The 25,422-nt window shown below is 70.0% G+C and carries 18 protein-coding genes; 7 read left to right on the top strand and 11 right to left on the bottom strand.

What is annotated here, in order from left to right:
* Nucleotide 1: 1 nt before the first annotated feature.
* From NR810_RS36690 to NR810_RS36670, 5 genes are all read right to left on the bottom strand, one after another.
* Nucleotides 2–904 (bottom strand): sulfite exporter TauE/SafE family protein, encoded by a 903-nt coding sequence (locus tag NR810_RS36690; RefSeq protein ID WP_257459386.1) that lies wholly within the window; start codon nucleotides 902–904, stop codon nucleotides 2–4.
* Nucleotides 901–1,515 carry a rhodanese-like domain-containing protein gene (locus NR810_RS36685; RefSeq protein WP_257459384.1) on the bottom strand — a complete coding sequence of 205 codons (615 nt, stop codon included), beginning with the start codon at nucleotides 1,513–1,515 and terminating at the stop codon, nucleotides 901–903. The genes NR810_RS36690 and NR810_RS36685 overlap by 4 nt, the downstream gene beginning before the upstream one ends.
* Nucleotides 1,516–1,541: 26 nt before the next feature.
* Complete coding sequence (locus NR810_RS36680; RefSeq protein WP_257459382.1) at nucleotides 1,542–2,240, bottom strand: MBL fold metallo-hydrolase; 699 nt, start codon at nucleotides 2,238–2,240, stop codon at nucleotides 1,542–1,544.
* 248 nt (nucleotides 2,241–2,488) lie between these two features.
* The gene (locus NR810_RS36675; protein ID WP_257459491.1) at nucleotides 2,489–3,790 is read right to left on the bottom strand and encodes a sigma-54 interaction domain-containing protein; all 1,302 of its coding nucleotides are present in this window, start codon (nucleotides 3,788–3,790) and stop codon (nucleotides 2,489–2,491) included.
* A 78-nt stretch (nucleotides 3,791–3,868) separates the two neighbouring features.
* Complete coding sequence (locus tag NR810_RS36670; protein WP_257459379.1) at nucleotides 3,869–5,146, bottom strand: NAD(P)/FAD-dependent oxidoreductase; 1,278 nt, start codon at nucleotides 5,144–5,146, stop codon at nucleotides 3,869–3,871.
* Nucleotides 5,147–5,442: 296 nt separating this feature from the next.
* Here NR810_RS36670 and NR810_RS36665 point away from each other — a divergent pair, with 296 nt between their 5' ends.
* The 4 genes from NR810_RS36665 (at nucleotide 5,443) to NR810_RS36650 (ending at nucleotide 11,975) form a co-directional block, all read left to right on the top strand.
* Nucleotides 5,443–9,573, top strand: a complete 4,131-nt coding sequence (locus NR810_RS36665; protein WP_257459377.1) for a protein kinase domain-containing protein — start codon at nucleotides 5,443–5,445, stop codon at nucleotides 9,571–9,573.
* 103 nt (nucleotides 9,574–9,676) lie between these two features.
* A complete protein-coding gene (locus NR810_RS36660) occupies nucleotides 9,677–10,672 on the top strand; it encodes a glutathione S-transferase family protein (RefSeq protein ID WP_257459489.1) in 996 nt (331 codons plus the stop codon).
* A 211-nt stretch (nucleotides 10,673–10,883) separates the two neighbouring features.
* A complete protein-coding gene (locus NR810_RS36655) occupies nucleotides 10,884–11,084 on the top strand; it encodes an alpha/beta hydrolase family protein (protein WP_257459375.1) in 201 nt (66 codons plus the stop codon).
* A 249-nt stretch (nucleotides 11,085–11,333) separates the two neighbouring features.
* Nucleotides 11,334–11,975 (top strand): hypothetical protein, encoded by a 642-nt coding sequence (locus tag NR810_RS36650; RefSeq protein ID WP_257459374.1) that lies wholly within the window; start codon nucleotides 11,334–11,336, stop codon nucleotides 11,973–11,975.
* Between the two features lie 108 nt (nucleotides 11,976–12,083).
* Here NR810_RS36650 and NR810_RS36645 read toward each other — a convergent pair whose 3' ends face one another.
* Together NR810_RS36645 and NR810_RS36640 are read right to left on the bottom strand one after the other, a co-directional pair.
* Nucleotides 12,084–14,783 (bottom strand): AsmA family protein, encoded by a 2,700-nt coding sequence (locus NR810_RS36645; protein ID WP_257459371.1) that lies wholly within the window; start codon nucleotides 14,781–14,783, stop codon nucleotides 12,084–12,086.
* A 187-nt stretch (nucleotides 14,784–14,970) separates the two neighbouring features.
* Complete coding sequence (locus NR810_RS36640) at nucleotides 14,971–16,566, bottom strand: TolB-like translocation protein (RefSeq protein WP_257459370.1); 1,596 nt, start codon at nucleotides 16,564–16,566, stop codon at nucleotides 14,971–14,973.
* A gap of 54 nt (nucleotides 16,567–16,620) precedes the next feature.
* Here NR810_RS36640 and NR810_RS36635 point away from each other — a divergent pair, with 54 nt between their 5' ends.
* Entirely contained in the window at nucleotides 16,621–18,399 is a 1,779-nt protein-coding gene (locus NR810_RS36635) for a DUF885 domain-containing protein (protein ID WP_257459369.1), read from the top strand.
* A 138-nt stretch (nucleotides 18,400–18,537) separates the two neighbouring features.
* Here the strand turns inward: NR810_RS36635 and NR810_RS36630 are convergent, their stop codons facing one another.
* Nucleotides 18,538–19,668 (bottom strand): epoxide hydrolase family protein, encoded by a 1,131-nt coding sequence (locus tag NR810_RS36630; RefSeq protein ID WP_257459368.1) that lies wholly within the window; start codon nucleotides 19,666–19,668, stop codon nucleotides 18,538–18,540.
* A 77-nt stretch (nucleotides 19,669–19,745) separates the two neighbouring features.
* On the opposite strand from NR810_RS36630, the gene NR810_RS36625 reads away from it, so the two are divergent.
* Nucleotides 19,746–20,672: a LysR family transcriptional regulator gene (locus NR810_RS36625; protein WP_257459367.1), complete on the top strand. Its 927-nt coding sequence runs from the start codon at nucleotides 19,746–19,748 to the stop codon at nucleotides 20,670–20,672.
* Here the strand turns inward: NR810_RS36625 and NR810_RS36620 are convergent.
* A complete protein-coding gene (locus NR810_RS36620; RefSeq protein WP_257459365.1) occupies nucleotides 20,669–21,982 on the bottom strand; it encodes a hypothetical protein in 1,314 nt (437 codons plus the stop codon). The genes NR810_RS36625 and NR810_RS36620 overlap by 4 nt on opposite strands.
* 107 nt (nucleotides 21,983–22,089) lie before the next feature.
* On the opposite strand from NR810_RS36620, the gene NR810_RS36615 reads away from it, so the two are divergent.
* A complete protein-coding gene (locus NR810_RS36615; protein WP_407653872.1) occupies nucleotides 22,090–23,961 on the top strand; it encodes a penicillin-binding transpeptidase domain-containing protein in 1,872 nt (623 codons plus the stop codon).
* Between the two features lie 7 nt (nucleotides 23,962–23,968).
* On the opposite strand, the gene NR810_RS36610 is transcribed toward NR810_RS36615, so the two are convergent.
* Entirely contained in the window at nucleotides 23,969–24,541 is a 573-nt protein-coding gene (locus tag NR810_RS36610) for a hypothetical protein (RefSeq protein WP_257459363.1), read from the bottom strand.
* A gap of 215 nt (nucleotides 24,542–24,756) precedes the next feature.
* The gene (locus NR810_RS36605) at nucleotides 24,757–25,404 is read right to left on the bottom strand and encodes a hypothetical protein (RefSeq protein WP_257459361.1); all 648 of its coding nucleotides are present in this window, start codon (nucleotides 25,402–25,404) and stop codon (nucleotides 24,757–24,759) included.
* Nucleotides 25,405–25,422: the final 18 nt, after the last annotated feature.

The following is a 25,422-nucleotide window of genomic DNA, read 5'->3' as shown; positions in this document are numbered from 1 at the left end:
ATCAACCCCGCCGCTCCGAGCCGGACCGGCCCCAGCCACCGCGGGACAGCAGCGCCCAGGGCAGGGCCACGGCGCCCACCGCGCCGACGAGCCCCAACCAGGGCCACGGTGTGGCGAGGAGCGGAGCGACGCGCGCGCGCAGCGCGGGAGGCACCTGCGCCGCCACCATGAAGCAGGCGGTGCCGAGCACGAACCCGCCGAACCCCTTGCGCAGCGAGCCCGGCGAGACGCGGCCCGCGAGCCGCCCTCCGAGGAAGCTGCCCGCGATGGCGGTGGCGAGCACGGCGGCGGTGAGTGCCCACGGCAGGTCCACGTGCCCCAGGTGCCCGAGGAGCCCCGCCGCGCACTGGAGCGAGATGACGACGAGCGAGGTGCCCATGGCGACGGGCGTGGGCAATCCCACCAGCACGAGCGCGGGGACGATGAGGAAGCCGCCTCCCGCGCCCACGAGTCCCGACAGCACACCCACGGCGGCGCCCTGGGCGAGCACGCGCGGCACGGGCAGGTGCAAGGGCTGCTCGGGCACGGGGCTCACCAGGGGGGCCGGGGCCTCCTTGCGCCGCAGCATGGCCACGGCGGCGGCGAGCATGGCGGCGGAGAAGAGGAGCAGCAGGACGCCCGAGGGGAGGAACCGGGCCACGCGCCCGCCGAGGAAGGCACCCATCATGCCCCCGGCGCCGAAGACGAAGGCGGTGCGCCAGCGCACCCGGCCGGCGCGCGCGTGCATCACGGCGGCCGAGGCGCTGGTGAGGCCCACCACCACCAGGGACATGGCGATGGCCGTCTTCGGCTCGACGCCGAGGACGTAGACCAGCAGGGGCACGGTGAGGATGGAGCCTCCGCCGCCCAGCAGCCCCAGCAGCACGCCGATGAGCAGCGAGGCGGCGATGCCGAGCACCATCATGTGGAGCGGACCTCCGGGCGCGCCACGGCGAGCCGGTCACGGCACTCGCGCAGCACGCGCTCGAGGGCAGCGGGGTCCTTCGCCGCCACCTGGCCGGCCATCTGCATCAGCTCGAGCACCGAGAGGAGCCGGGCGTGCTGGCCGCCGTGCGCCTCGAGCAGCACGTGCGGGGATGAGGCGGGTGCCGCTCCGCCCAGCTCCCGCGTCCGCGCGAGCAGCTCGTCGAGCACGTCCGCCACGCGGAGGGCGGGAGGAGGCGCGGCGCGGACCGCGGGCAGCTCCGCCTCGTTCCACGCGAGCATCCCCCCGCGCATGTTCATCACCCGGTCGAAGCCCCGGCGCGCGAGCTGCGCGGCGGCCCTGGCCGAGCGGCCTCCGGAGCGGCACACCATCACCAGCTCCGAATCCCGGGGCCACTGTCCGGCTCGCTCCTCCACCACCCGCAGGGGTACGAGCTCCGCGCCCGCGATGTGGCCGAGGATGCCGTCGAACTCGGACGGCTCGCGCACGTCCACCAGCCGGACCTCGGCATGCCACATGGCCACGGTGCCCACGTCCACGTCCCGGTAGCCATCCGCGTGAGGGATGCCCTTCTCGTACAAGGCGCTCATCGGGTGTCCTTCCCTGTGCTGGGGCGTCACGCCTGGGCCTGGGGGACGGGTTTGCCGCAGGAGCGGTTGGCGGGCACCGCCACCTCGAGCTTCTTGGGCGGCGCCAGCTTGCGGTTGTTCATGAACTCGATGAACGCCTCGCGGCTCCGGCCCACGAACCTCGGGTTGTGGCGCTTCTCCTCGCCCACCGTGCTCATCGTCAGGCCCGCGTAGTCGTGGCCCGGGTAGACCTCGGTCTCCTCCGGCAGGGTGAAGAGCTTGCCGGTGATGGAGTCGTAGAGCTGGCCGGCGTTCCCATTCTGGAAGTCGGTGCGGCCACAGGCGCGGATGAGGAGCGCGTCGCCCGTGAAGAGCTTGTTGCCCACGAGGAAGCTCAGGCTGTCATCCGTGTGGCCCGGCGTGGCGAGCACCTGGATGCTCAGGCCGCCCAGCCGCACCACGTCGCCATCCTTCACCTGCTGGTCCACGCACGGCGCCCCCGAGGGACTCGCCGCCACCCGCGCTCCCGTCAGCTCGCGCAGCCTGCCCGCCCCGGTGACGTGGTCCGCGTGCACGTGCGTCTCCAGCACCCGCGTCAGTTTCAGGCCCAGCTCCGTGACTACCTTCAGGTCCCGCTCCACCTGCTCCAGCACCGGATCGATGAGCGCCGCCTCGTGCGTGCTCTCGTCTCCGATGAGGTAGGTGTACGTCCACGTCTCCTGGTCGAACAGTTGCCGGAAGATCATCTCGAGGGGCCCTCCACCGTCGGGGTTGTGATTCTCCCGAGGCGGATTGCGAGCACCGTGCCAGCGCACCCCTCTCCCTCTGGGAGAGGGGACGGGGGTGAGGGTTTTCCCTCTGCCACGGTGGACCCGTGGGGAGCGTGGGGTGCGCGGATGACGCTGGGAAGACCCTCACCCTGGCCCTCTCCCAGAGGGAGAGGGGATGACCACTGAAACACCGTGTGACACTCCCTGAAACACCCTGAAACGCTTCAGCGCTTCGCGGTGTCCCCCGCGGCCTTGAGACGGCGCCAGAGGGTCACCCGGCTGATGCCCAGCATCCGCGCGGCGACGGTGTGGTTGCCTCCCGCTCGCGCCAGGGCGGCTCGGAGCCCGGCCGGGTCGTGGTTGTCTCCCGAGGGGCTCGGAATGGCCGGACGCGGCTCGGTGAACTCGGGGGGCAGGTCCGCCTCGTGCAGCACCGGGCCCTCTCCGATGACGTACGTGTACTCCATCACGTTGCGTAGCTCGCGCACGTTGCCCGGCCAGCCGTGGGACTCCAGCAACTGCCGGGCGCCGGGGGAGAAGCGCTCCACCCGCCGCGGACCGTTCTGCTCCAGCTCGTCGAGGAAGCGCCGCGCCAGCGGGAGGATGTCCCCACGGCGCTCGCGCAGCGGTGGCAGGAAGAGCGGCACCACGCGCAGCCGGTACATCAGGTCCGCGCGGAAGCGGCCCGCCTCCACCTCGCGCCGCAGCGGCCGGTGGGTGGCGGCGACGATGCGCACGTTCACCGGCACCGGCGAGCGCCCTCCCACGGGGATGATGGAGCGCGTCTCCAGCACCCGCAGCATCTTCCCCTGCAGCTCCAGGGGAATCTCCCCCACCTCGTCCAGGAAGAGCGTGCCCCCATCCGCCAGGCGGAAGTGGCCCGGGCTGTCGCGCACCGCGCCCGTGAAGGCGCCGCGCACGTGGCCGAACAGCTCACTCTCCAGGAGGCTGGGGGGCAGGGCGGCGCAGTTGATGGCGCGGAAGGGACCCTTCCGCCTCTCGGAGATGGCGTGCAGCGCGTTGGCCACCAGCTCCTTGCCCGCGCCGGACTCGCCGCGCACCAGCACGCTGGACTCGGTGCGCGCCACCTTCTCCACGATGCGGAAGAGGCGCTTCATCCCCGGATCCCTCGTCCACATGCCGTGGAACGTCTCCTCGCCCTCCGCGACCGCCTCCACCTCCTCCCCCACCAGCACCGCCCACCCGAGCCGTTTCTCCCCTTGATTCAAGGTGATGGCGCGCACCCTCACCCGGCGCGCCCGTCCACCCGCCTTCAACGTGGCCTCCACCTGCCGGCCCTGCGAGAGCAGCGTCTCGAACCCCCTGGCTCCCTCGGGCAGCGAGAGCACCTCCGCCAGGGGTGTCCCCGGACGGACGGTGGCGGGGCCCAGGCGCGCCTCCGCCTCGGGCGTGGCCGCCGTCACCCGCTGGTGCGCGTCGACGAGGAGCACGGGACCCGCGAGGGCCTCCAGGGCGGGAAGCACCAGCGGGGAACCAGAGGAGGGCGGAGGGCGCGAGGCGGGCATGGGGCGGACGGGGTGAAACACCGTGTTTCAACCCGTTTCATAACCGCTCCGTGCCTGAAACGCCTCCCCGGAGGGCCGCTACGCGCGCCCGCGCAGCATCAGTTGCCAGTAGAGCTTCGGCAACCCGTACTTCTTGAGCAGCCACATGTCATGCCGCTCCTTGAGGGTGTCGATGAGCGGGATGCTGGGCGTGGGCTTGCCGTCGTAATCGAACTCGGCGAGCAGCAGCCGGCCATAGCCGGTGGTGAGCGGGCAGGATGCGTACCCGTCGTACTTCGCGGTGGGGGCGCGGCCGGCCATGACGGCGAGCAGGTTCTCCACCAGCACGGGGGCCTGCTTGCGGATGGCGGCGCCGGTGCGCGAGGTGGGGAGATCCGACGCATCTCCCAGGGCGAACACCTCCGGGTAGTCCGGGTGCTGCAGCGTGTACTTGTTCGCCTTCACCCAGCCCTTCGTGCCTCCGTCCTGCCAGGCCAGCGGGCTGCGCTTGATGAAGTCCGGCGCGCTCTGCGGTGGGCACACGTGGAGGATGCCGTAGGGGATGACCACCTCCTCGGTGCCCCCGTCCGCCAGCGCGCGCTTGAAGACGGCCTCGTTCCTGTCCCCGCGCACCTCGACGAGGTCGTGCTGGAAGCTCGTGTCGATGCCGTAGCGCTTCACCACCTGCTCGAGCACCGCGGCGAACTCCTTCACGCCGAAGATGACCTTGCCCGCCGAGGCGAAGATGACCTTCGAGGCTTCGAGGATGCCTCGCTTCCGGAAGTGGTCCGCGGCCAGGTACATGATCTTCTGCGGCGCGCCCGCGCACTTCACCGGGGTGGCCGGGTGCGTGAAGAGGGCCGTGCCTCCCTGGAAGCCGCGGATCATCTCCCACGTCTTGGGCGCGTAGCGCACGTCGTAGTTGCTGGAGACATTGGGCCGCTCCTCCAGCGCCTCGCGCAGGCCCTTCACCTTGCCCCAGTCGAGCTGGATGCCGGGCGCCACCACCAGGAAGTCATAGCTGATCCGCTTTCCTCCCCGGGTGCTCACCACCCGGGCGATCGGATCCACCTCCTCGGCCCAGTCGCGGATCCACGTCACGCCCTTGGGGATGTAGTGGGCCTCGTCGCGGATGGTGTCCTCGACGCGGGCCTCGCCGGCGCCCACCAGCGTCCAGAGCGGCTGGTAGTAGTGGTGCGTGCTGGGCTCCAGCACGGCCACGTCCTTCTGCCCGGCGTGCGCCAGACGCGCCGCCACGCTGATGCCGGCCGTGCCTCCTCCGATGATGACGACCCGGTGCCGCTCGGTGCCCGGCTCCCGCGCCACTGGCACCATCACCGGATCCTTGCAGACGTGCGGAGTCATCGCCTCGCTCATCTCGTCCTCCCGCCCCTCCGGGGCAATCGTGGCCTTCGAATCCTCAACGGTATCCCCGTCATGGAGACACGAACACGCGATGAGGGGTTGCAGACCTCATGCCATTGTCCGGCGCAAGGCGGTCGGAGTGTTGGTGGGCGATGTTTCCCGCCGGGAATGTTTCACGGTGTTTCACCGCGCCCGGAGGTGTTTCCGAGCCAGGGGGGCGGTCGGGCAGTCTCCATCCTCACGGCTTCCGCGGGGCCTCTCCACCTTGAGAAGGGGGGAACATGTGGGAGGCGCTGGGGGACTCGGAAATGAGCGGGGACGACTTGGGGATGTCCGGGCAGGAGGTTCAGCTCAGGAGGTCGGACGGCTCCCTCCGCGAGGAGGCTGGGTCCGAGGACTCGTTCCTGAGGCGGGTGCTCATCGCCGAGCCGAAGCACCGGCTGCCAGAGCCCGGGGAGCGGCTCGGGGGCTCGGATGGCCGCCGGTACAGCGTCCTGGAGTGGATGGGGAGAGGCGGGATGGGGCAGGTGTTCCGCGCGCGCGACGAGGTGCTGCACCGCGAGGTGGCGCTCAAGTTCCTCCTGTCCCGCTCGGGCCAGGAGGAGGATGCGCTGCGGGAAGCGCGGGCGGTGGCGAGGCTGGACCACGAGAACATCGTCCGCATCTTCGACGTGTCCGAGTGGTACGGGACCCCCGGGGGACCGGGCCTTCCCTTCCTGGTGATGGAGTGTCTGGAGGGCGAGTCGCTCGCCGCGTTGTTGAAGCGGGGCACGCTGGAGGTCGGGCGCTCGCTGGACATCCTGGAGGGCATCACCGCGGGCCTGGCGCACGCGCACGAGCGGCAGCTCGTCCACCGCGATCTCAAGCCCAGCAACGTCTTCCTCACGCGGCAGGGCGGGGTGAAGCTGCTCGACTTCGGCCTGTCGCACCTCACGCTGGCCGGTGCCGGGGACGCGCCGCACCTGCCCTCCTCGGGAACGCCGGCCTACATGGCGCCGGAGCAGTGGCGGGGCGAGCCCCAGGATGCGCGCACGGATGTCTGGGCGGCGGGGGTGGTGCTCCACGAGATGCTGACCGGCGGGCTGCTCCACGCGAGTGACACGCTCGCCGGGCTGCGTGACTGGGTGATTTCTCCCGAGCCGGTGCCTCCGGTGCGGGCGTGCCGGCCGGAGGTGCCTCGGGAAGTGGAGGCGCTGCTGGCCACGGCACTCGCCAAGGACCCGGCGCGGCGCTTCCGCTCGGCGCTGGAGCTGCGCGAGGAGCTGCGCGAGCTGAGGGCCCGGCTCCGCCCCGAGGGCGAGCCGTCGCGGACCGCCTCGCCCGATCGCCGGCAGGTGACGCTGGTGGCCATCCTCCTGTCGGGACTCGCCCAGGGGAACGCGTCGCTCGACGCCGAGGACGTGAGCGAGCTGGAGACGGTCTTCCACGGGGCCTGCGCGGAGGTCATCGAGCGGCATGGCGGCTCCGTGGCGATGTCGATGGGAGGCGAGGTGCTCGCGAGCTTCGGCTCCTCGCGAGGACGGGAGGACGACTCGGAGCGCGCGGTGCATGCCGGGCTGGGCCTCACCCGGGAGCTGCGCGACACCCTGCGGCGCGAGCTGCCGCACCTGCCGCTCGCGGGCCTGTCGGTGCGGGCCGGCATCCACACGGACCTGATGGCGGTGGGGACGCGCGCGTTGCAGGGCGAGGCGCCGAAGGTGGCCGCGTGGCTCTCCCGCCTGGCGGAGCCCGGAGGCGTCGTCCTCGGCGAGACGTCCTGGAAGCTCGTGCGCGGGGCCTTCGACACCGAGCCGCTCGGCTCCCACCTCTTCGAGGGGCTGTCGGGGCCCGTGCGGCTCGAGGTCCACCGCGTGCTGCGCGAGCGGGAGGGGGACTCGCGGTTCACCCGGGCACTCGGGGCCGTGCGCCTGTCGCCGCTGGTGGGACGGGAGCGGGAGCTGGAGCGGCTCGAGGCGCTGTGGGAGCAGGCCCGGAGCGGGCGGGGCGCCTTCGTGCTGGTGAGCGGCGAGGCGGGCATCGGCAAGTCCCGCCTCATCCAGGCGCTGTGCGAGCGGGTGGCGCCAGAGTCACCCCTGCTGCTGCGCGTGCAGTGCTGGTCCCGGTTCAGCACGCACGCCCTGCACCCGGTCATCGGGCTGCTCCAGAACGTGGCGCGCTTCGGAATGGAGGCGTCTCCTCCGCGGAGCATGCGCGAGCTGGAGGAGCGGCTCCGGCCGATGGGTCTGTCCCGGGAGGACACGCACCTGCTGGGGCTGCTGCTGGCGCTGCCCGTGCCCGAGGACTCGCCCGTCCTTCAGCTCACGCCCGAGGAGCGCAAGGAGAAGACCTTCGAGACGCTGGTACGCGTCATGTTGAGTGGCGCTTGCCGTCAGACACCGACGCTGCTGGTCGTGGAGGATCTGCACTGGGCCGACTCCGGCCTGCTCGAGTTCCTGGGCTTCCTCCTGGAGCGCGTGGGTGAGGCGCGGCTCCTCGTCGTCCTCAGCACCCGACCGGAGCTCCAGCCGCGCTGGCCCCAGTGGCCGTGGTTCCACCGGCTCGCGTTGGAGCGGCTGCCGGCGGGGCTCGCGGCGATGCTGGCGAAGGAGGTGGCCCGGGAGCGCTCGCTGCCAGAGGAGACGGTGCAACGGCTGGTGAGCAGGACGGATGGCATCCCGCTCTTCATCGAGGAGATGACGCGCATGGTGCTGGAGGGCGGGGCGGAGGCGTCCATCCCGGTCACCCTGCACGAGTTGTTGCTGGCGCGGTTGGACCTGCTGCCCTCGCGCCAGAAGGCACTGGCCCAGCTGTGCGCCGTGGTGGGGCGCGACTTCTCGCGGGCCCTGCTGGCGGCGCTGACGGGGCGGGAGGACACCTCGCTGGAACGCGAGCTCCTGGGGTTGATGGAGGCGGGACTGCTCCAAGAGGAGACGGGGGCGGGTGGCGAGCCCGGGTACCAGTTCCGGCACGTGCTCATCCAGGAGGCGGCGTGGCAATCCCTTCCACGCCATGTCCGCAGGCAGCACCACCGGCACATCGCACGGGTCCTGGAGGAGCGCTTCCCCGAGGTGGGGAAGACGCGGCCGCAGGTGCTCGCCCAACATTACATGGAAGCGGGAGAGGCCGGTCCGGCCATCCGCTACGGTGTCCGGGCCGGACAGCTCGCCAGCCAGCGCTCGGCGTTCGTGGAGGCGAAGCACCAGCTCGAACAGGCGCTCAAGCTGTTGCCGTACCTGACGGATGACCGCCAGCGCCTGCTCGAGGAGCTGAATCTGCTGAGCGCGCTGTCCATTCCGCTGACGCACCTGCATCGCTTCGACTCGCCCGAGCTGGAACGGCTCTTCTCCCGGATCCGCGAGCTCTTCAGGAAGCTGGGCGAGGAACTGCCGCGAACGGAGCTGTCCTACTGGGCGCCCCTCGCCTTCGCGTATGCGCGGGCGGAGTTCGGGCGCGTCTGGGAGCTGGCGGGCATGTTCGCGGACGTGGGAGAGCGCCAGCACAGCCCGGAGCTGTGCTCGGTGGGCCACCGGATGATGGGCACCTGCCTCTTCACCTGGGGGCAGCCGAGGGCGGCCCTGATGCACATCGAGCGCGCCGTGGCCTCGGTGCCTCTGGAGCTCGAGCAGCTCGAGCGGATGGCCCTCCAGCACGGATGCGAACCGAGGACCGCGGCGCTGGCCTTCGGGTCCGTCATCGAGTCTGTCCTCGGCGAGTGCGCGCAGGCCCGCCAGCATGGCGGCGAAGCGCTGGAGCTGGCCGGACGCGTCCGCCATCCCCATACCCAGGCGTATGCGATGACCTACGTCGCCCTGGCCTGTCAGGTCCGCCATGACGTGCGGGACTGCCTGAAGTGGGCGGAGCGGGCCGCGGAACTCTCCCGGGAGCAGGACTACAAGGTCTGGTGGCTCTGGTCGAGGATCCTCACGGGATGGTGCTGGTCCGAGCAGGGAAGGACCCGGGAGGGGAGCGAGGTCATTCGTGAGGCGTTCGTGCTCTGGAGGGGGCAGGGGATTCGAGGAGGGATGGCCTACAACCTGGGGCTGCTCGCGGAGAGCCTCTGGCGGCTGGGACGGGGGCGGGAGGGGCTGGAGGTGGCGCACGAGGCGCTGGAGGTGATGAAGACCCTTGGGGAGCATGCAGGAGAGCCGGAGTTGCACCGCGTGCGGGGCGAGCTGCTGCGGCTGGAGGGGAAGGAGCATGAGGCGGGGCGGGCCTTCCTCCAGGCCATCGAGGTCGCGCGCCATCAGGAGGCCGGGCTCCTGGAGCTGCGCGCGACGGTGGGGCTGAGCCGCCTGCTGCGGGACCATGGCCGGCGGAAGGTGGCGAGACGTCTGCTGTCACGGGCCTACGCGCGGTCCAGGGCGGGCGGGGATTCGGTCGACCTCTGGGAGGCGCGGATGCTCCTGGATGCACTCCAGGCAGGCGGACCGGAGCTGGCGCACCAGCCCTCCCGGACATAGGGGGGCCGGGCGGGCTCGCTCCAGGCTTCCCGGAAGCTGGGGTGGTTGTCCTGCTGACGCGGCGTGCCGAGAGTTCGACACACGGAGGTGAACTCTCGTGGGAATGTTGCTGGACGGAGAGTGGCGTACGGACTGGTACGCCCCGGACGAGGCCGGACGCTTCGTGCGTCCACGAACGCGCTTCCATGACAGGGTCTCGGCGAGCGGAGAAGGACGCTTCCCGGCGGAAGCGGGCCGCTATCACCTGTATGTCTCGTATGCCTGCCCGTGGGCGTCGCGCACGCTCATCATCCGCAAGCTGAAGGGGCTGGATGGGGCGGTGGGCGTCACGGTGGCGGACCCGAGGATGGGGCGCGACGGGTGGCGCTTCGGGGGCTGCTATCCGCGCGCGAACGAGGACAAGCTCAACGGCACGCACTTCCTGCGCGAGCTGTACCAGCGGGCGGACCCGCACTACTCGGGGCGGGTGACGGTGCCGATCCTCTGGGACGCGCGCGAGCGGACCATCGTGAACAACGAATCGCGCGAGCTGTTGCGGATGCTGGACACCGAGTTCGACGCGTTCGCCGAGCATCCGGTGACGCTGTGGCCGGAGGGGCTGCGCGACCAGGTGGACGCCACCATCGACGCGCTCTACGAGCCGGTGAACAACGGGGTCTACAAGGCGGGCTTCGCGACGAGCCAGGGGGCGTACGAGCTGGCATGCCGTGAGCTGTTCTCCGCGCTGGAGCACTGGGAGGGGGTGCTGGACCGGCAGCGCTACCTGTGCGGCGAGGTGCTCACGGAGGCGGACATCTGCTTCTACACGACGCTGGTGCGCTTCGACCTGGTCTACTACTCGCACTTCAAGTGCAACCTGTCGCGGCTCCAGGACTACCCCAACCTGTGGAACTACCTGTTGGACCTGTACCAGACGCCCGGCTTCGCGGAGACGACGAACGTCGACCACATCAAGGTGCACTACTACTGGAGCCAGGACACGGTGAACCCCTCGCGCATCATCCCGATGGGGCCGGCGGTGGACCTGTTGGCGCCGCACAACCGGGACCGGCTGGGCCCGAGGATGTTGGCACCGGCACCGGGAATCACGCGCCACTGAGCCACAACCCAACCCCTCTCCCTCTGGGAGAGGGACGGGGTGAGGGTATAAAGCATCCCGGGTTCCCCCCGCGGCCCCGAACTGGTGCACAGTACGGAGGCACCTCGGGGGGAAACACATACATGGGACGCCTCTCCATCCTGTCGACACTGGTGGGCACGAGCTTCGCCACGGCCGCGCGACGCATGAAGCGGGGACCGCTGCGGCCCGGGTGGAGCTTCAAATCGACGCACACCGCATCGTCGAGAAGGCGCGGGCCGCGGGCGTCCGGACGCACCTGGAGGTGTGGCCGGAGATGATCCACGACTTCCAGACCTTCGGTGAGGGCTTCCCCGAGGCCGTGCGCGGCACCGCGAAGCTCTGCGAGCACCTCCGCGGACTCCTGGATGAAGGCGGACCGCACCCGGAGTAGAATGGGGCTGGTCTTCTCATCCTCGTGCGCTCTGGGAATCGTGGCGGACGGGGTGCGCACTGTTGGTCCTCCGACGCGGAGCGCGCACGACGCTCGGGAAAGTGCCGAGGGGGGATTGCCGGTATTGCGTGTGTTGCCGATATATCTGGGCCTGTAAGGGGAGGGCCGGGTGGGTACGTCCCCGGGGAATCATGAGGGCAGGGGGCCCTTCGTGTGTTCTGGGTTCACGCCCCATCTGGGAACCACATCATGGCCAGGCATCGAAGCAGGCGCACTCCCCACGAGGACACCCGGGTCTCCGGGCTGGTCGTCCAACTGCTCACGACCGAGTGGACGAAGGAATCTCGTGGAGGACCCGGCGCGCGGACGCGCAACGCGACGCCCCCGGCCCTGGTGCTTCCCAAGGTCTGGACTCAGCCCGAGGACGCCTCGTTCCGGCTGCACCACGTCTACTTCTCCGAGCAGCGCGGCTTCCTGCCTCGCCAGTGGACGGACGTGCGCAGGGGCAAGCACTTCGTCGAGGTGGAGGCCTTCCGCGTCGAGCAGGTGGAGGCTGGCGTCCGGGTGCTGCTCGACCACGGCAAGATGGGACTGCCGGGCTCGCGCGAGTGGAGCGGGATGGCGCGGGGGCAGCGCCACGAGGAGCTGTTCCGCCTGTCTCCCGGCGAGTGGGGGCGCGGCGTCTACAACGAGCGCATCCAGTACTGGGAGACAGGGCACTGGGGCTACTGCAAGCACGTGCTCAACGTCGGGATGTTGGAGGCCGCGGACCTGGATGTGTTTCTGTCGACGAGGCCCGACCACGAGGCCATCCGTGAGTACCTGTTGAGGCAGGCGGGACCGGCCTCCTCGGGGTCGGGTTCCTCGCGCCTCCACGTCGCGGCTTCGTGAGGCGCGGCCGGGGGCTCGGGTGAGGGCACGGGAACGCGTACCCTCACCCCGACCCTCTCCCGGAGGGAGAGGGAGGAGTTGTTTGTTGGGGAGTTGTTTCTCGAGGAGTTACTTCTTGAAGATGCCCTTGAGGCGCTTCTTCGCTTCCTCCTCGGCCCTCTTGCGTGCGGCCTCCGCTTCCTGCCGGGCCCGCTCCTCCGCCTCACGCTGACGTTTTTCCGCCTCGGCGCGTGCCGCTTCCTTCGCCGCGTCCGCGCCCCCGGTGATGACCTTCCCCACCGTCTTGCCCTTCTCACCCAGCAGCTCCGTCGCCGCGGTCGCCGCCGCCATCTTCGCGATCGCCGTCACCGCCGGCTTCACGTCCAGCCCCGTCACCTGCGGGCTCCACGCCTTGCCCGTCAGCTTCACCGCCACCGGCAGCGGCTCGGTCGGCACCGCCTTGCCCAGCGTCATCCGCTGCACCAGCGGCGGCCCGAGGTTCACCGTCCCCGCCAGGTCCAGCGTCCCGTCCAGCCCGATGCCTCCATCGAAGCTCATCGCCACGTCCGGCCGCGTCCAGGTGATCGGCTTGGACAGCTGCGCCACGCCGTTCTTGATGGTCACCCCGAACGGCAGCTGCTCCGCGAGCTGCGTCACGCCCTCGTCCGTCAGCACCTTGCCCGCGAAGGGCAGTGCCTTCACCAACGGCCCGGACACCGCCGCCGGGATGTCTATTCCGGAGAACGCCCCGCCCAGCAGGTTGCCCTGGATGGCTCCGCCGAGCCGCTGCTTCAGGCTCTCCATCTCGTAGCCCACGCCCGTCAGGTTCAGCTGGCCGTCGAACTTCCCGTCCAGCACCTTCTTGGGCACCCGCTTGGACATCGCCTGCGCCACGTCCATGCCCCGCACCTCCGCCTTCAGCTCGAAGGGCCGCTGCGCCGGCTCGGGCCCCAGCCGCACCGAGCTCCCTCCCGCCGACACCGTGCCGCCGTAGATGCCCGTGGTGAACCGCTCCACCGTGATGAGGTCGTCCACCATCTTCAGCTCGGCCACCATGTTGGACAGGTCCATCTCGTTCATCCGCAGCGCGCCAATCTCGAAGAGCATGTCCCCGCGCATGCCGTTGAAGCGCTTGGGATCCTCCGGCCCTTCCTCCTCCACGGGCGCGCCGCCGGTCACGGAGGCGATCTCCTCGTCCGTCATCAACAGCTCGTCCGCGTTCAGCCGGGGGCTCTTGAGCGCCAGGGCGAACGTCGTCGTCTGCTTCGCGCCCTGGCCCGCCAGCGCCACCGACGCCGTCCCCGCCAGCGTCGAGTCCAGCAGCGCCACGTTCAGCCGGCTCAGGTCCACCTTCATCGGCCTCTTGCCACTCTCCGGCTGGTACGTGCCCGCAGTGTCCACCGTGAACGTCTGCCCGGGGCGCTTGTCCAGCAGCAGCCCCGGCCGCATGTCCACGCCCGCCAGGTCCGCCTTCGCGTCGAAGCGCAGCGCGCCCCCGCTGGCCGCCGCGCCCGTGAGCCGCGCCGTCAGCCGCATGGGCGTGCCCGCCTCCTTGGAGAGCTGCTCGGGGATGCGCAGCCGCACCGGCGTCAGGTCCACCTCCGCCGTCAGCGCCTGCGACTGCTGCGTGCCTCCGCCCCTCACCACCAGCCCGATGGGGCCCGCCACCTGGTTGGCCAGCTGCTTGCGCAGCGGCGGGTAGTACTCGGCCAGCACCGCGGGGTCCAGGTTCTGCCCCACCAGCTCGAAGTCCTGCATCGCGGGCGTCTCGGTGAGCAGTCCCTTCACCTGTCCCTTGCCGGTGAGGCGCGCCGGGCCGAGCTCCATCAGCAGCTTCTGGAGCGTGAGGTCACCCGTCTTCATGTCGCCCGTCACGTCCGTGTCCAGCACCACGTCGAGCGCCTTGCCGCCCTCGGCTCCCGCGAAGCGCAGGCCCTCCGCGCGCAGCCCGCCCTTGAGGTTCGTGGGCCCGTTGCCGCCGGGCACCGCCGCGCCCAGATCCGCCGTCCAGTCCGCCTGCACCTTGCCCGCCTGCAGCCCCACGTCCGGCCCGAGGAAGGGCCCCAGCGGGGAGAGGTCGATGGGCTCGGCCTTCAACACCACGCGCTCGGGCACCGGGATGAGCGAGGCCGGCAGCGGCGCCGTCTTCACCGTCACGTGCAGGTTCTGCTGCTGCGCCAGCACCGCGGCGTGGAGCGCCACCTCCAGGGGCTGGCCCGCGCGCAGGTCCTTCACCTCGATGTCGAGGTCGGAGATGGCCAGCTCGCGTGCCTGGGCCCCGCCGCTCTGGTCGATGAAGCGGATGATGGCGTCGGTGAGCGCCGCCCGGTCCACGCGCACGCCCGACAGGTCCGTCGGCTTCTCCTCGGCGGGAGGCTCCTCTTCCTGGGGTTGCTGTTGGGCGAGCTTCTCCTGCAACCGGGAGACGTTGGTGGTGCCGTCCGGCAGCCGGACGACGTTGACGGTGAGGCCGTTCACCTCGGCGTTCTTCACCTGGATGTCCTTGCCGCGCGAGGTGAGGGCGGGCCAGAGCGCCACGCTCACGTCCACCCGCTTCAGCTCCGCGAGGGGCACCTGCTCACCCTCGGCGGCGCCCACCCCCACGTCCTCCACCTTCACGCCCAGATAGGGGACGAGCTTGGTGGAGATGTCTCCAATCGTCACGGGCCGGCCGAGCTGCTGCGAGTACTTCGCGGCCTCCGTGCGGGCGGTCTGGAGCAGGAAGGCGTCGAGCCGCCACAGGGCGACGGCCACGACCAACACCAGGAACAGGACGATGCCGCCCAGGACATAGGGCCAGCGCTTCTTCTTCGGCTGCTGTTCGGACATCTCTCGGTACCTCCTCCAGCGAGCGGGCCTCGGGGGAATGCACGGAGCTCGGGCTGGACAGCGGGCCCACCCTTAGCCCAGTGGGGCCTTTCCCGCACGTTCCTCGCGCATGGGCTCGGGCTGGACGTTGAAGATGGCATTCATGGGCTTGGACGCCACGGGGCCGCGGACATGCACCGCGGCCCGTCTACTGCTGCCCGCCCGGTTGCACCGCGGGCGTCCATTGGAGGGGCCCGACCGGCGCCACTCGCCCCCCCAGGCTTCCGGTGCGCAGCGTGCGTCCCTGCGTGTCGAGCACCTCGAGGCGGCCGTCGACCTTCCCGAGGAGCTGTCCTTTGCTCAGGTCCACCAGCGCGCCCTGGATGGAGACGAGGTTCCCCGCGGCCTGGATTCCGTAACCCTCCACGGGGCCCAGCTCCCGCTTCTCTCCGGTGGCGACATCCAGGAACCACAACTTCTTGGGGGCGCCGGTCTCGGCGGCCTGGACCACCAGGGCGCGGGTTCCATCGGTGTAGTGCACCTCTCCCGGCATGGGCACCGGGTGCACGGTGCGCGTCGCCAGATCCACCAGGCTCTGGTTCTGGGCCGGGGCCATGGGAGTGACAGGGTACAGACGGGTGGGCTCCACGGAGAGCCCGTTGCGCTGGGAGGGCGGCTCGACGGACAGGCCGAGGGGCTGGTGCACCCGGGCGCCGTGCAACTCGAGCGCGTTGCCCTGGGCGGTGCAGGTCACCAGGAGCTGCTGATGCTCGAGGTCCACATGGATGATCCGGGCGCCGCAGCTCGCGGGCACCCACTCGGTGCGCTGGCCCGAGGCGTCCTCGACGAGCAGCGCGCCCTGCTCGCCCTGGCGGAGCCCCCAATCTCCCACGGGCAGGAGCATGTCGTCCGACGGCACGAGCGGGCCACCGCTCACCCGGGTGAAGACATAGGAGGGCATGTCTCCCGTATAGCCGTACTGGCCATACGAGAGGATGGGACCCCGGCAGCCCCGGGGGGCGAGTGACGTCTTCAGCTGGGGCCACGTCAGCTGTCCATCGCCATTGGTGTCCTGCGTGAGCACACCGAACATCACCCATCGGCCCTCGGGGTCGAGCGAGGCCTCGCCCAGCACTCCAGGGCCGTGCCCCACCTCCCGCCGGCTCCCATCCGCCAGGTTGATGAGGAAGGCCGTGGCCTTCTTGTCCTGTCCGCTCAGCACCACCAGGAGCAGGTGCTTGCCATCCCGCGAGAAGGAGACGGGCAGGGCCGAGCGCGGGGCCTTGCTCTCGGGGAAGGTGCCCGGCGCGGCCAGCTCGGTGTCGGCGCGCGTGTACGTGTCGAGCAGCCGGAGTGAACCGCCGCGGACCACCACGAGGTAGCGGTCGGTGGGGTCCGCGGTGAGGAAGTCGTCGAGCCGCTCGCCTTCGCCCGGTTCGAGGAACAGATAGGGCGCGAGTGCGTCACCGCGGGTGTCCCCGTGCTGGCCGTAACGGACCTCGAGCTTCCCGTCCCCATCCGTGTCCTCGCGTGCCTGGCAAGCGACCACCCAGCGCCCGTCCGTGGCGGCGGTCTGGAGGACGATGGGATGGGGCGTGCCGATGGGCCCCGCCTCGCGTTGAAGGCCGGTCGGAGGCGCGGCGGTGACTCCCTGAGCGGACGGGGCGGTTGACGCTGTCGTCTCGGGAGTGGGGGCGGTCGAGGCTCTCTGCGCCGCGCAGGCGGGCAGGAGGAGGGCGGAAGTGAGCAGCGCGCGGAAGTTCATGAGGGTGGGAAATTGATGGGAGATGTGTCTCGTACGCAAGACTTCACTGCATGGGTCTTCCCCGCCGCGCACCGGGAATGGAGACTGCGGGCCGTGAGATTCCGTTACCTCCTGTCCTGTGCCGCCCTGCTCCTGGTGTCCGAGTGTGCTCCGCGCACGGGGGCCGGGCCCGCGGTTTCCTCGTCCGCCATGGCCTCCACGCCCGCCGATGCCGAGTACACCCGCTTCGCCCGCGAGTACCTCGACTGGTACTACGCGGCCCATCCGATCCGCTCGACACACCTGGGCCTGCACGCCTACGACGCGCGGATGCCGGAGCTGTCGGCCGGGGCCATCCAGCGCCAGACCGGGGAGCTGCACGGCTGGCTGGCGCGGCTGGAGCGGTTGGACCGCGCGGCGCTCACCGGGGATGCCGTGTTCGACGTGCGCATCCTGGAGAACGCCATCCGCGCGGAGCTGCTGACGCTGGAGGAGTCGCGCGAGTGGCAGCGTGACCCGATGCTCTACACGCGTACCATCGCGATGGGCCTCTCGTCGTTGTCGGAGCGCGAGTTCGCCCCGGTGGAGGAGCGGCTGCGGAGCATGTTGGCCCGGATGGAGGGGATTGCCTCGGTGGTGGCGGCGGCGAAGGCGAACCTGAGCGATGTGCCGAGGCCGTGGGCCGAGCAGGCCCTGCTCGACACGCGCGGCACGGTGGGCTTCCTGCGCACGGACCTGCCGCGGGCGCTGGAGGCCCAGGGTCTGGGGAAGGTGGACGCGGCGCTGCGGCGGACGTTCTCCGCCGCGCTGGCGCGGGCCACGGCCGAGGTGGAGGGCTTCGTGCGGTGGCAGGAGAAGGAACTGCTGCCGAAGGCGAAGGGGGACTTCCGGCTGGGGCCGGGGCTCTTCGAGAAGAAGCTCGCGCTGGAGGAGCACGTGGCGCTGACGGTCGAGCAGCTGCGTGACATCAACGAGCGCGCCATTCGCGAGTACCAGTCGAAGGTGGCGGCGGAGGCGGCACGGGTGGACGCGTCGAAGCCGCCCGGGGTGGTGATGGACGCACTGGTACACGACCATCCCTCGGCCGAGGAGCTGATTCCCACGGCGCGCAAGCAGTTGGAGGAGTGCCAGCGCTTCGTGAAGGAGCGGGGCCTGTTGACGCTGCCCTCGGAGCGGCTGCCGACGGTGCGCGAGACGCCGGCGTACTCGCGGATCGGCTTCGCGTCGATGGACACGCCGGGGCCGTTCGAGACGCGGGCGACGGAGGCCTTCTACAACATCACCAACGTCGAGCCGGGGTGGACGGAGGAGCAGAAGTCGCAGCACCTGACGTACTTCAACCACGCGGGGCTGTTGGGCATCACGGTGCACGAGGCCGTCCCGGGCCACTTCGTGCAGCTGTTGTACGAGGCCCAGATTCCCACCGAGGTGCGCAAGGTGTTCACGACCGCGTCGCTGGTGGAGGGCTGGGCGCACTACGTGGAGCAGATGATGGTGGACGAGGGCTTCGGCGGGGGAGACCCGTCGGTGCGGCTGGGGCAGCTGCGGCGGGCGTTGCAGCGGCATGCGCGGTGGCACGCGGGCCTGGCGATGCATGCCTTTGGTGAGTCTGTGGAGGGGGCGGCGAAGCGGTACGCGGAGATCGCCTACTTCGAGCCCTTCCCGGCGCTGCGCGAGGTGCAGCGCGGTACGTTCAACCCGACGTATTTGTATTACGCGCTGGGGCGGATGCAGATCTTGAAGCTGCGCGAGGACTACAAGCGTTACCTGGAGGCACGCGGGCAGACGTTCTCGCTGCGGGATTTCCACGACCGGTTCCTGCGGCTGGGGTTGCCGGTGTCGCTCGCGCGTCAGGCTCTGATGCCGGGGGACACCGGAGCGTCGCTGGAGTAGCCGCGGGGCCCGTCACTCCCAGGTCCAGCGGTCGGGGCTCCCACTTCCAAGGAGTGGGGACAACCTGTCTCGTTCCACGCGAACGACCTGCATGCACGAATGTCAAATGCGGTTGAACATTCGTGCAATGGGCAGCGGTCAGGCGCCGAGTTCCCGGGCGAACCCGCGGATGTCCTCGGCGAGCAGCTCGGGCGTCTCGAAACCCGGGAAGTGACCGCCCCTCGGCAGCTCGGTCCAGCGCTGGATGTCGAGCCAGTGTTCTCCCCAGGCGCGCGGTGCCGGCAGGATGTCCTTCGGGAAGATGGCGACGCCCACCGGCACGCCCTGCTTCGGCGGCGGCGACATCACCCCCGCGTCGGAGAAGGCCTCGCGATAGAGCCGCTGCGAGGAGCCGATCGTCCCGGTCACCCAGTAGATGGTGAGGACGGTGCACAGCGCATCGAGTGAAACGGCCCCATCGAGCCGGCCGCCGCCGTCGCTCCAGCCGCGGAACTTCTCGCCGATCCACGCCGCGAGTCCGGCGGGCGAATCGTTGAGACCCACCGCGATCGTCTGCGGCTTGCTTCCGTGGAGCATCGAATAGGCGCCTTCCCGCATCTGCCATTGCCGGGCGCGCTGGAGGTAATCCTTCTCCTCGGACGAGAGGCCGTCCGGCGGCGGATAGAACCAGTTGACGTTCACCATGTGGACGCCGAGCAGATGCCCGGCGTGGTTGGCGCGCAGCCGCTCGACGACCCCCGCGCCCATGTCGCTGCCATGGGCCAGGAAGCGGTCATACCCCAGCCCCGCCATCAGCTTCGCCCACAACCCGGCAATCCTCGTGATGTTCATGCCGGGCACGCGGGGCCGGTCGGAGAATCCGTAACCGGGCAGCGACGGGATGACGACGTCGAAGGACAGGCCTTCTTCCTCCCGCGTCAGCAGCGGCACGAGCGGTAGGAGCTCGGTGAAGCAGCTCGGCCAGCCGTTGGTGAGGATGATGGGCAGCCGGCGCTCACCCTCGCCGCGCACATGGATGAAGTGCAGGCCGAAGCCGTCGAGCTCGGCTCGGAACGCGGGCACCACGTTGATGGCCACTTCGGCCGCGCGCCAGTCGAAGCCGTGCCAATGGTCGAGCAGGGTGCGCAACGCGCCGGGGTCCATTCCCCAATCCCAGCCGACACCCTCGAGTGAATCCGTCATACGGGTTCGCTCCAGCCGGGCCCGCAGGTCGTCGAGTACCGCATCGGGGACCGCCACGGTGTAGGGCTGGGAGTCGAGCTTCGTCATTTTCATTCCGGGAGGAGTACGCCACTCGCGGCTCCTGGGGATTGGCACGATGTCGAAGGTCTGCCATTCACATTTGAATGGCCTCCACGTCTCCTGATTGGTCCCTCTACCGCTCGTTCGTCGCCGTGCTGCGGGAGGGCTCGCTCTCGGCCGCCGCCAGGGCGCTGGGGCTCAGCCAACCCACGCTCGGCCGGCATATCGCGTTGCTCGAGAGCGCACTGGGGGTGGCCCTCTTCACCCGGTCACCCGATGGACTCACACCGACCCTGGCCGCCGAAGCGCTCCGCCCCGAGGCCGAGTCACTCGCCGCCGCGGCCGACGCCCTGTTCCGGACCGCGTCGGGCTCGCTGAAGGAGAACGCCGGCACGGTGCGGCTCACCGTGAGCGAGGTGTTCGCCGCCGAGGTGGTCGCGCCCACCCTGGCCCGCTTGCAGGCAGACCACCCGCGGATCGTCGTGGAGGTGGCCGTCTCCAACCGGAGCGATGACCTCCTCCGGCGCGAGGCCGACATCGCCGTCCGGCTGGTTCGGCCGAGCCAGGGCGCGCTCGTGGCGAGGCGGGTGGGCGCGGTCGAGCTCGGTCTCTTCGCACACCCCTCCTACCTCGCGCGCCGGCCCGCGCCCCGGTCGGTGGCCGAGCTCGAGGGCCACGCGCTGGTCGGGTTCGATCGCGGCGCTCCGTACACGCGCACGCTCCAGCTCGAAGGCCGGCCACTCACGCGTGAGCAGTTCACGTTCCGCTCGGACAACGACCTCGCTCAGCTCGCGGCCATCCGGGCGGGTTGTGGCATCGGTGCCTGTCACGTTCCGCTCGCCCATCGCTCGGAGCTCGTCCGCATCCTGCCCGCGGCATTCGCGCCTACCGTCGAGATGTGGGTCGCCATGCATGAAGATCTGCGGACGACGGCCCGGTATCGGACCGTCTTCGCTGCGCTCACCGCCGGACTGAAGGACTATCTCCGCGAGCCCGCGAGCCGTTCTCGCCGCCAGCTCCGCACGCGCTAGGGAACGAGGCCGAAGACGTTCAAGGTGGCCGTAGACCCGGTGGGGTCCGGCACGTTGTCCTCGTTCCCCGTCACGGTGGCGACACCGATGGGGCTCAGGGCCACGTCCCAGCCCGACTGGTGGTAGCGCCCGATTCCCCGCGCCCGGATCGGCGTCCCGTTGGCCTGATAGAGGCCCAGCACTCCGCTATTGCCGCTCACGTCGACCTGCTCGGGGAAGGGCAGGGGTTGGTCGCGGGAGCCCACCGACGCGAGCACCGCCACCTGTCCCGCCCGGGCGCTCACTGAATAGACCCAGCCTCCCAGGCGCCGCAGCCACGTCTCGCTCCCCGCGCTGGTGTACGTAACCACCAGCCCGGTGCCAAAAATGCTGGTCGCCGGGTAGCTCACCCCCTTGAAGACGAAGTCCAACGAGTACGTGCCCACCACGACGATCTGGTCCTGGTCCACGTCCACGTCCCAGAAATCGCCATAGGCCTCCGGGTACTCCCGGAACCACCGGTGTGGACCGTTGCTGGCGAACTTGGAGATGAAGGGACGGATGTATTCCGACTCGGAGAAGACGTAGCGGCCGCCCACGACCACGACGCCATTGTCCGCCGTGACGGCGAGATCATTGACGACGACCAGATCGCCCTTCCCTCCAATGGCGCGCGAGAAGACGTACTCGCCGAGCGCATCGAACTTGGCGATGAAGCCCTGGGCCCTGTCGTTGACCTCCCAGAGCGGGCCGCCGCCGATGTTGCATCCCTTGGTGACGGAACCGCCGAACCAGACGGAACCGTAGGCATCGGTCGTCACCGCCGACACCGTGGCGCTGTCACACAGGGGCTTCTGCCAGAGGAGGGACCCGGCGGAGGAGAACTTCGCCACGAAGGCCCGGGTGCCCAGGGGTCCGCCGCCCAGGTCGAGCGAGGGGTCCGCGCTGCCCGCGATGAGGACGTTCCCCCAGAGGTCGGTGGTCACGTCGAACTCGCCGTCCAACCTGGCCGGGAAGTCGCGCCGCCACCGCTGTTGCCCCGAGGGATCGAAAGACAGGAGCGAAATCTTGAAGTCCTCCCCCGGGTCGAAGGCGGCCAGGACATAGGAATTGCCCTGGCGATCGACCGCCACCGCCGAGCCCCGGCGATTGCCCCGGTATTCCAGCCGCGGTTCGCTGTAGCTCCAGGCGCTCGAGCCCGGCGGAGCCATGACGGGCAACACCGCCCCCTCGACCTGGGTGGGCGCGAAGTCCGCGTCCAACTCCGATGTGGTGCCACACGCCAGAAGTGCAACGGTCGACAATCCAACCAGACAGCCCAACTTTCTCACGATCATCCCCCTCGAAGACTCGGAGCGAAGCTGGGTGTTGAGGTTCACCGCGACAAGATGGGCTGAGCCCGGGCGTATTCCTTGACTCGTCGCCTGCTCGCATCACAGTGCCGCGCGTGTCACGGCGAGAGTGGAGGGTTGGAGTCAGCGCCGCGGCTGCCCTGTTCCTGGCGGCCTGCGCTTCCGTACGAACGCGGCCCGAGCAGGGTCCGCTCGATGTGGCCCAGGTCTATCTGGGGGCATGGTCCGAGGGTGACTTCGCCGCACTGCGGCACGCGGTCGCCGACCCACCAGCCAACCTCGAGGCGGAGCATCAGCGCTTCCGCGATGAGTTGCGCATCCTCTCCTCGCGGTTCGAGCTCGGCCGCGTCGAGCGCGAGGCGGAGAGTGCCCGGGTCACCTTCCGTGCCGTCCACGTGCTGCGTGGGCTGGGCGAGTGGGAGGTGGACGGCGCGTTGAGTCTCGTGCGCCGCGAGGAGCGCTGGTGGGTGCGCTGGACTCCGGCGGTGCTGCACCCCGAGGCGCGCGAGGGTGATCGCTTCTCGCGCACGAGGACGCGCCCGGAGCGGGCCCCGCTGCTCGACGGGCACGGCCAGCCCCTCACCCATGAGGGCGAGGTCATCACCATTGGTGTCGAGCCCCGGCGCATCCAGAGTCGCGCCGCCGTGGCCTCGGCGCTCCAGGCGCAGCTGGGGGTGGATCCGGCGCGGTTGGACAAGGTGCTGAGCACGCCGGGTCTGTCACCCGAGCACTTCGTACCCATCATCGACGTGCGGCCCGAGCGCTACCAGCTGGTGCGCCCGGCGTTGGCGCCCGTGCCCGGCATCTTCTTCCGCCGCAAGAGTGGTGTCCGGCTCTCCCCGGCGGAGGGCTTCGCGGCGCACACGCTGGGACGGGTGGGGGAGGTGACGGCGGAGCTGCTCGCGCAGTTGGGCCCGACCTACCAGCGGGGAGACATCGTGGGCCTGTCCGGGTTGGAGCTGGCCTATGAGGTGCAACTCGGGGGACTGCCCTCCGGCGAGGTGCGCCTCACCCGCCCCTCCGGAGAGGTGCGCGTCCTCGGCCGCTTCGAGGGCATGCCGGGCACGCCGCTGTACACCACGTTGCTCCCGGAGGTGCAGTCGGCCGCGGAGGCCGCGCTCGAGGGAGTGGTGCAGCCGGCGGCGATCGTCGCGGTGGACAGCAGCACGGGCGCCATCCTGGCCATCGCCAGCCGGCCGCTCGAGCAGTCCTTGCACCGGGCCCTCACCGGCCGCTACCCGCCCGGCTCGACGTTCAAGGTCATCACGGCGGAAGCGCTGCTCGCCGGAGGGATGGGCGTGAACGACCCGGTCACGTGTCCGCCCACGGCGACAGCGGCCGGCAAGCAGTTCCGCAACTTCGAGGGCGAGGCATTCGGGGAGACGCGCCTGCGCGTGGCCTTCGCCCACTCGTGCAACACCGCCTTCGTGCAATTGTCCGACGCGCTCGGGGCGGAAGCGCTCGGGGCCGCAGCCCGCCGCTTCGGCTTCAACGTGGAGTACCGCGTGGGGCTTCCGTCTCCCGGCGCCGCTTTTCCCCCTCCCCGGGACAAGGCCGAGCTGGCGGCGGCCGCCATCGGACAGGGGCGCGTGTTGGCCACGCCGCTGCACATGGCCTCGGTCGCCGCGGCGGCCGAGTCGGGCAGGTGGCGCGCGCCCTTCCTCGTCGCGGACATCACCGAGGCTCCGAGCGCCTCGCTCGCGGCTGGGACTCGTGGGCCCCTGCACGCGCTGATGCGCGCCGTCGTCACCGAGGGCTCGGGCCGTGCGGCCGCGGGCGTGACGGGGCTCGCGGGCAAGACGGGCACCGCCGAGTTCGGGACTGGCACCCCGCTGCCGACGCACGCGTGGTTCATCGGCTTCCGCAACGGCATTGGCTTCGCCGTGTTGGTGGAGGGTGGTGGCGTGGGCGGACGGGTCGCCGTGCCCATTGCCGCGAAGTTCGCCGCGGCCTTGTGATGCTTCGTCACCCTGGGGAGGGCTTGCTCCGCGCTTCCTTGTGGCCATGGGCCATGGACAGGGGGAACAGGGCCCGGTGGTGGATGTTGGGGTAATACACCGCGAGGTGGAGCTCGCCCCCTATCCGCACCCAGGCCCGTCTGGCCGGCCCGGCCTGCGCCTTCAACCAGGCATCGGCCTCCTCACGCGTCTCGAATGAGGCCACGGCAACGGGGCGCTCTTTCTGCTCGAGCTCAGAAAGGTACCACTGGAGAGCGCGGTTGCGCGGCAAGCGGCGAATGTTCGTTTCGCGCTCATGAACGACATCATGGTACTCGTTCGCGACGAGCACGTTGGCGGGGTCTGGTGGATGAGGATGGCTCTCGAGCCATGCTTCCGCCTCCTGCCGGTTGTCGAAAGAAGCCACGACGAAGGGAGGCGCGTTGGCCTCGACATGCTCCTGAAAAGCAGCGAATGCACCCAGCTGGCCGGTTGATTCGATGTATCGGATCGCGTCGAGGATGGCCTGGCTCTGTGCTGCCTCATCAGCGGCTTCAGGCTCATCGCGAAGCTTCTCGAAGAAGCGCTTCGTCCTGTCCATGAGCTCGCTCAGCCCCGTGGCGTCACTTCGAGGCGGAGGCTGACGGGAGTCGAGCTGCTTGAAGAAATCCTCGAAACGGTACCGCTGGCCGGTGGCGAAGATGAAATCCAGCGCGTCTCGTGCCAGGCCCAGGATTCGTGCCTGTTCGGCAGGTTGGTTTGGACTCCAACGCTTCCCAATCACGGGGTGCGCGTTCGCGAGATCGGAAAGGCTCGTCATGGCTCCACCCGTGCCAATCCGTGCGTGAAGGGGGCATCGGAGGAGACCAGCAAGATGGCTGGTGCGAGCACCAGGGCTCCACCCCCACTGCCAACGGTAACGACGACGAAGGCGACGCCCGCGATGATGACGACAGTCCCCACCAGAAGCTCGCGACGGTGCTGCTTCAGCCAGGCGACTGCACTATCAACGGCGGGGAAGCTGACGCGAAGTCTTCCAGCTTCGGCCGACTCCTTGAGCCTGGAACAATCCAGATAGGCTGGCATGCATCTTTCCCGGCAGATGGCATTCTTGGAGCCCGCGCTTGCATGTGCCCAATCGCGGCCCTTCAGGCTGGCTCTGCACATCTCTTCGCATCCATCGCGCTCTGCCTCACAGTCGCGATTGAAGGAGGCACGAACGACAGGTCCTTCGAAACGGCCGTTGCTCACGTTGTACGGCAGCTTGGACAGGTCGAAACCGTTGAGGGGCTGCCAGGCGTGGGTCATCTGGCCATCCGGAGCCTCCTGGATGACGAGCACGTAGCGGGGCAATTCGGCGGAGCCTGACGGACCAGGCGGCGCATACCCGGTTGTGCTGCAGGAGCAGAGGAGCAGGCAGAGGCTCGTCGCTATGAGCTGTTGGGTGGCCGTGCTGGTGTCCATTCGGAACAGCCTGTGCCT

This window comes from Archangium lipolyticum (genome assembly GCF_024623785.1).
In the GTDB taxonomy this organism is placed as follows: domain Bacteria; phylum Myxococcota; class Myxococcia; order Myxococcales; family Myxococcaceae; genus Archangium; species Archangium lipolyticum.
Note: the sequence above shows the minus strand (reverse complement) of the source record. Positions and strands in the feature narration are given on the sequence as shown.

Excerpts from the sequence above, each read along its gene's own strand:
- NR810_RS36665 (WP_257459377.1), top strand. The coding sequence starts at position 5,443 with ATGAGCGGGGACGACTTGGGGATGTCCGGGCAGGAGGTTCAGCTCAGG.
- NR810_RS36645 (WP_257459371.1), bottom strand. The coding sequence starts at position 14,783 with ATGTCCGAACAGCAGCCGAAGAAGAAGCGCTGGCCCTATGTCCTGGGC.
- NR810_RS36690 (WP_257459386.1), bottom strand. The coding sequence starts at position 904 with ATGATGGTGCTCGGCATCGCCGCCTCGCTGCTCATCGGCGTGCTGCTG.
- NR810_RS36670 (WP_257459379.1), bottom strand. The coding sequence starts at position 5,146 with ATGAGCGAGGCGATGACTCCGCACGTCTGCAAGGATCCGGTGATGGTG.
- NR810_RS36660 (WP_257459489.1), top strand. The coding sequence starts at position 9,677 with ATGTTGCTGGACGGAGAGTGGCGTACGGACTGGTACGCCCCGGACGAG.
- NR810_RS36625 (WP_257459367.1), top strand. The coding sequence starts at position 19,746 with ATGGCCTCCACGTCTCCTGATTGGTCCCTCTACCGCTCGTTCGTCGCC.
- NR810_RS36680 (WP_257459382.1), bottom strand. The coding sequence starts at position 2,240 with ATGATCTTCCGGCAACTGTTCGACCAGGAGACGTGGACGTACACCTAC.
- NR810_RS36685 (WP_257459384.1), bottom strand. The coding sequence starts at position 1,515 with ATGAGCGCCTTGTACGAGAAGGGCATCCCTCACGCGGATGGCTACCGG.
- NR810_RS36630 (WP_257459368.1), bottom strand. The coding sequence starts at position 19,668 with ATGACGAAGCTCGACTCCCAGCCCTACACCGTGGCGGTCCCCGATGCG.
- NR810_RS36605 (WP_257459361.1), bottom strand. The coding sequence starts at position 25,404 with ATGGACACCAGCACGGCCACCCAACAGCTCATAGCGACGAGCCTCTGC.
- NR810_RS36675 (WP_257459491.1), bottom strand. The coding sequence starts at position 3,790 with ATGCCCGCCTCGCGCCCTCCGCCCTCCTCTGGTTCCCCGCTGGTGCTT.
- NR810_RS36610 (WP_257459363.1), bottom strand. The coding sequence starts at position 24,541 with ATGGACAGGACGAAGCGCTTCTTCGAGAAGCTTCGCGATGAGCCTGAA.
- NR810_RS36650 (WP_257459374.1), top strand. The coding sequence starts at position 11,334 with ATGGCCAGGCATCGAAGCAGGCGCACTCCCCACGAGGACACCCGGGTC.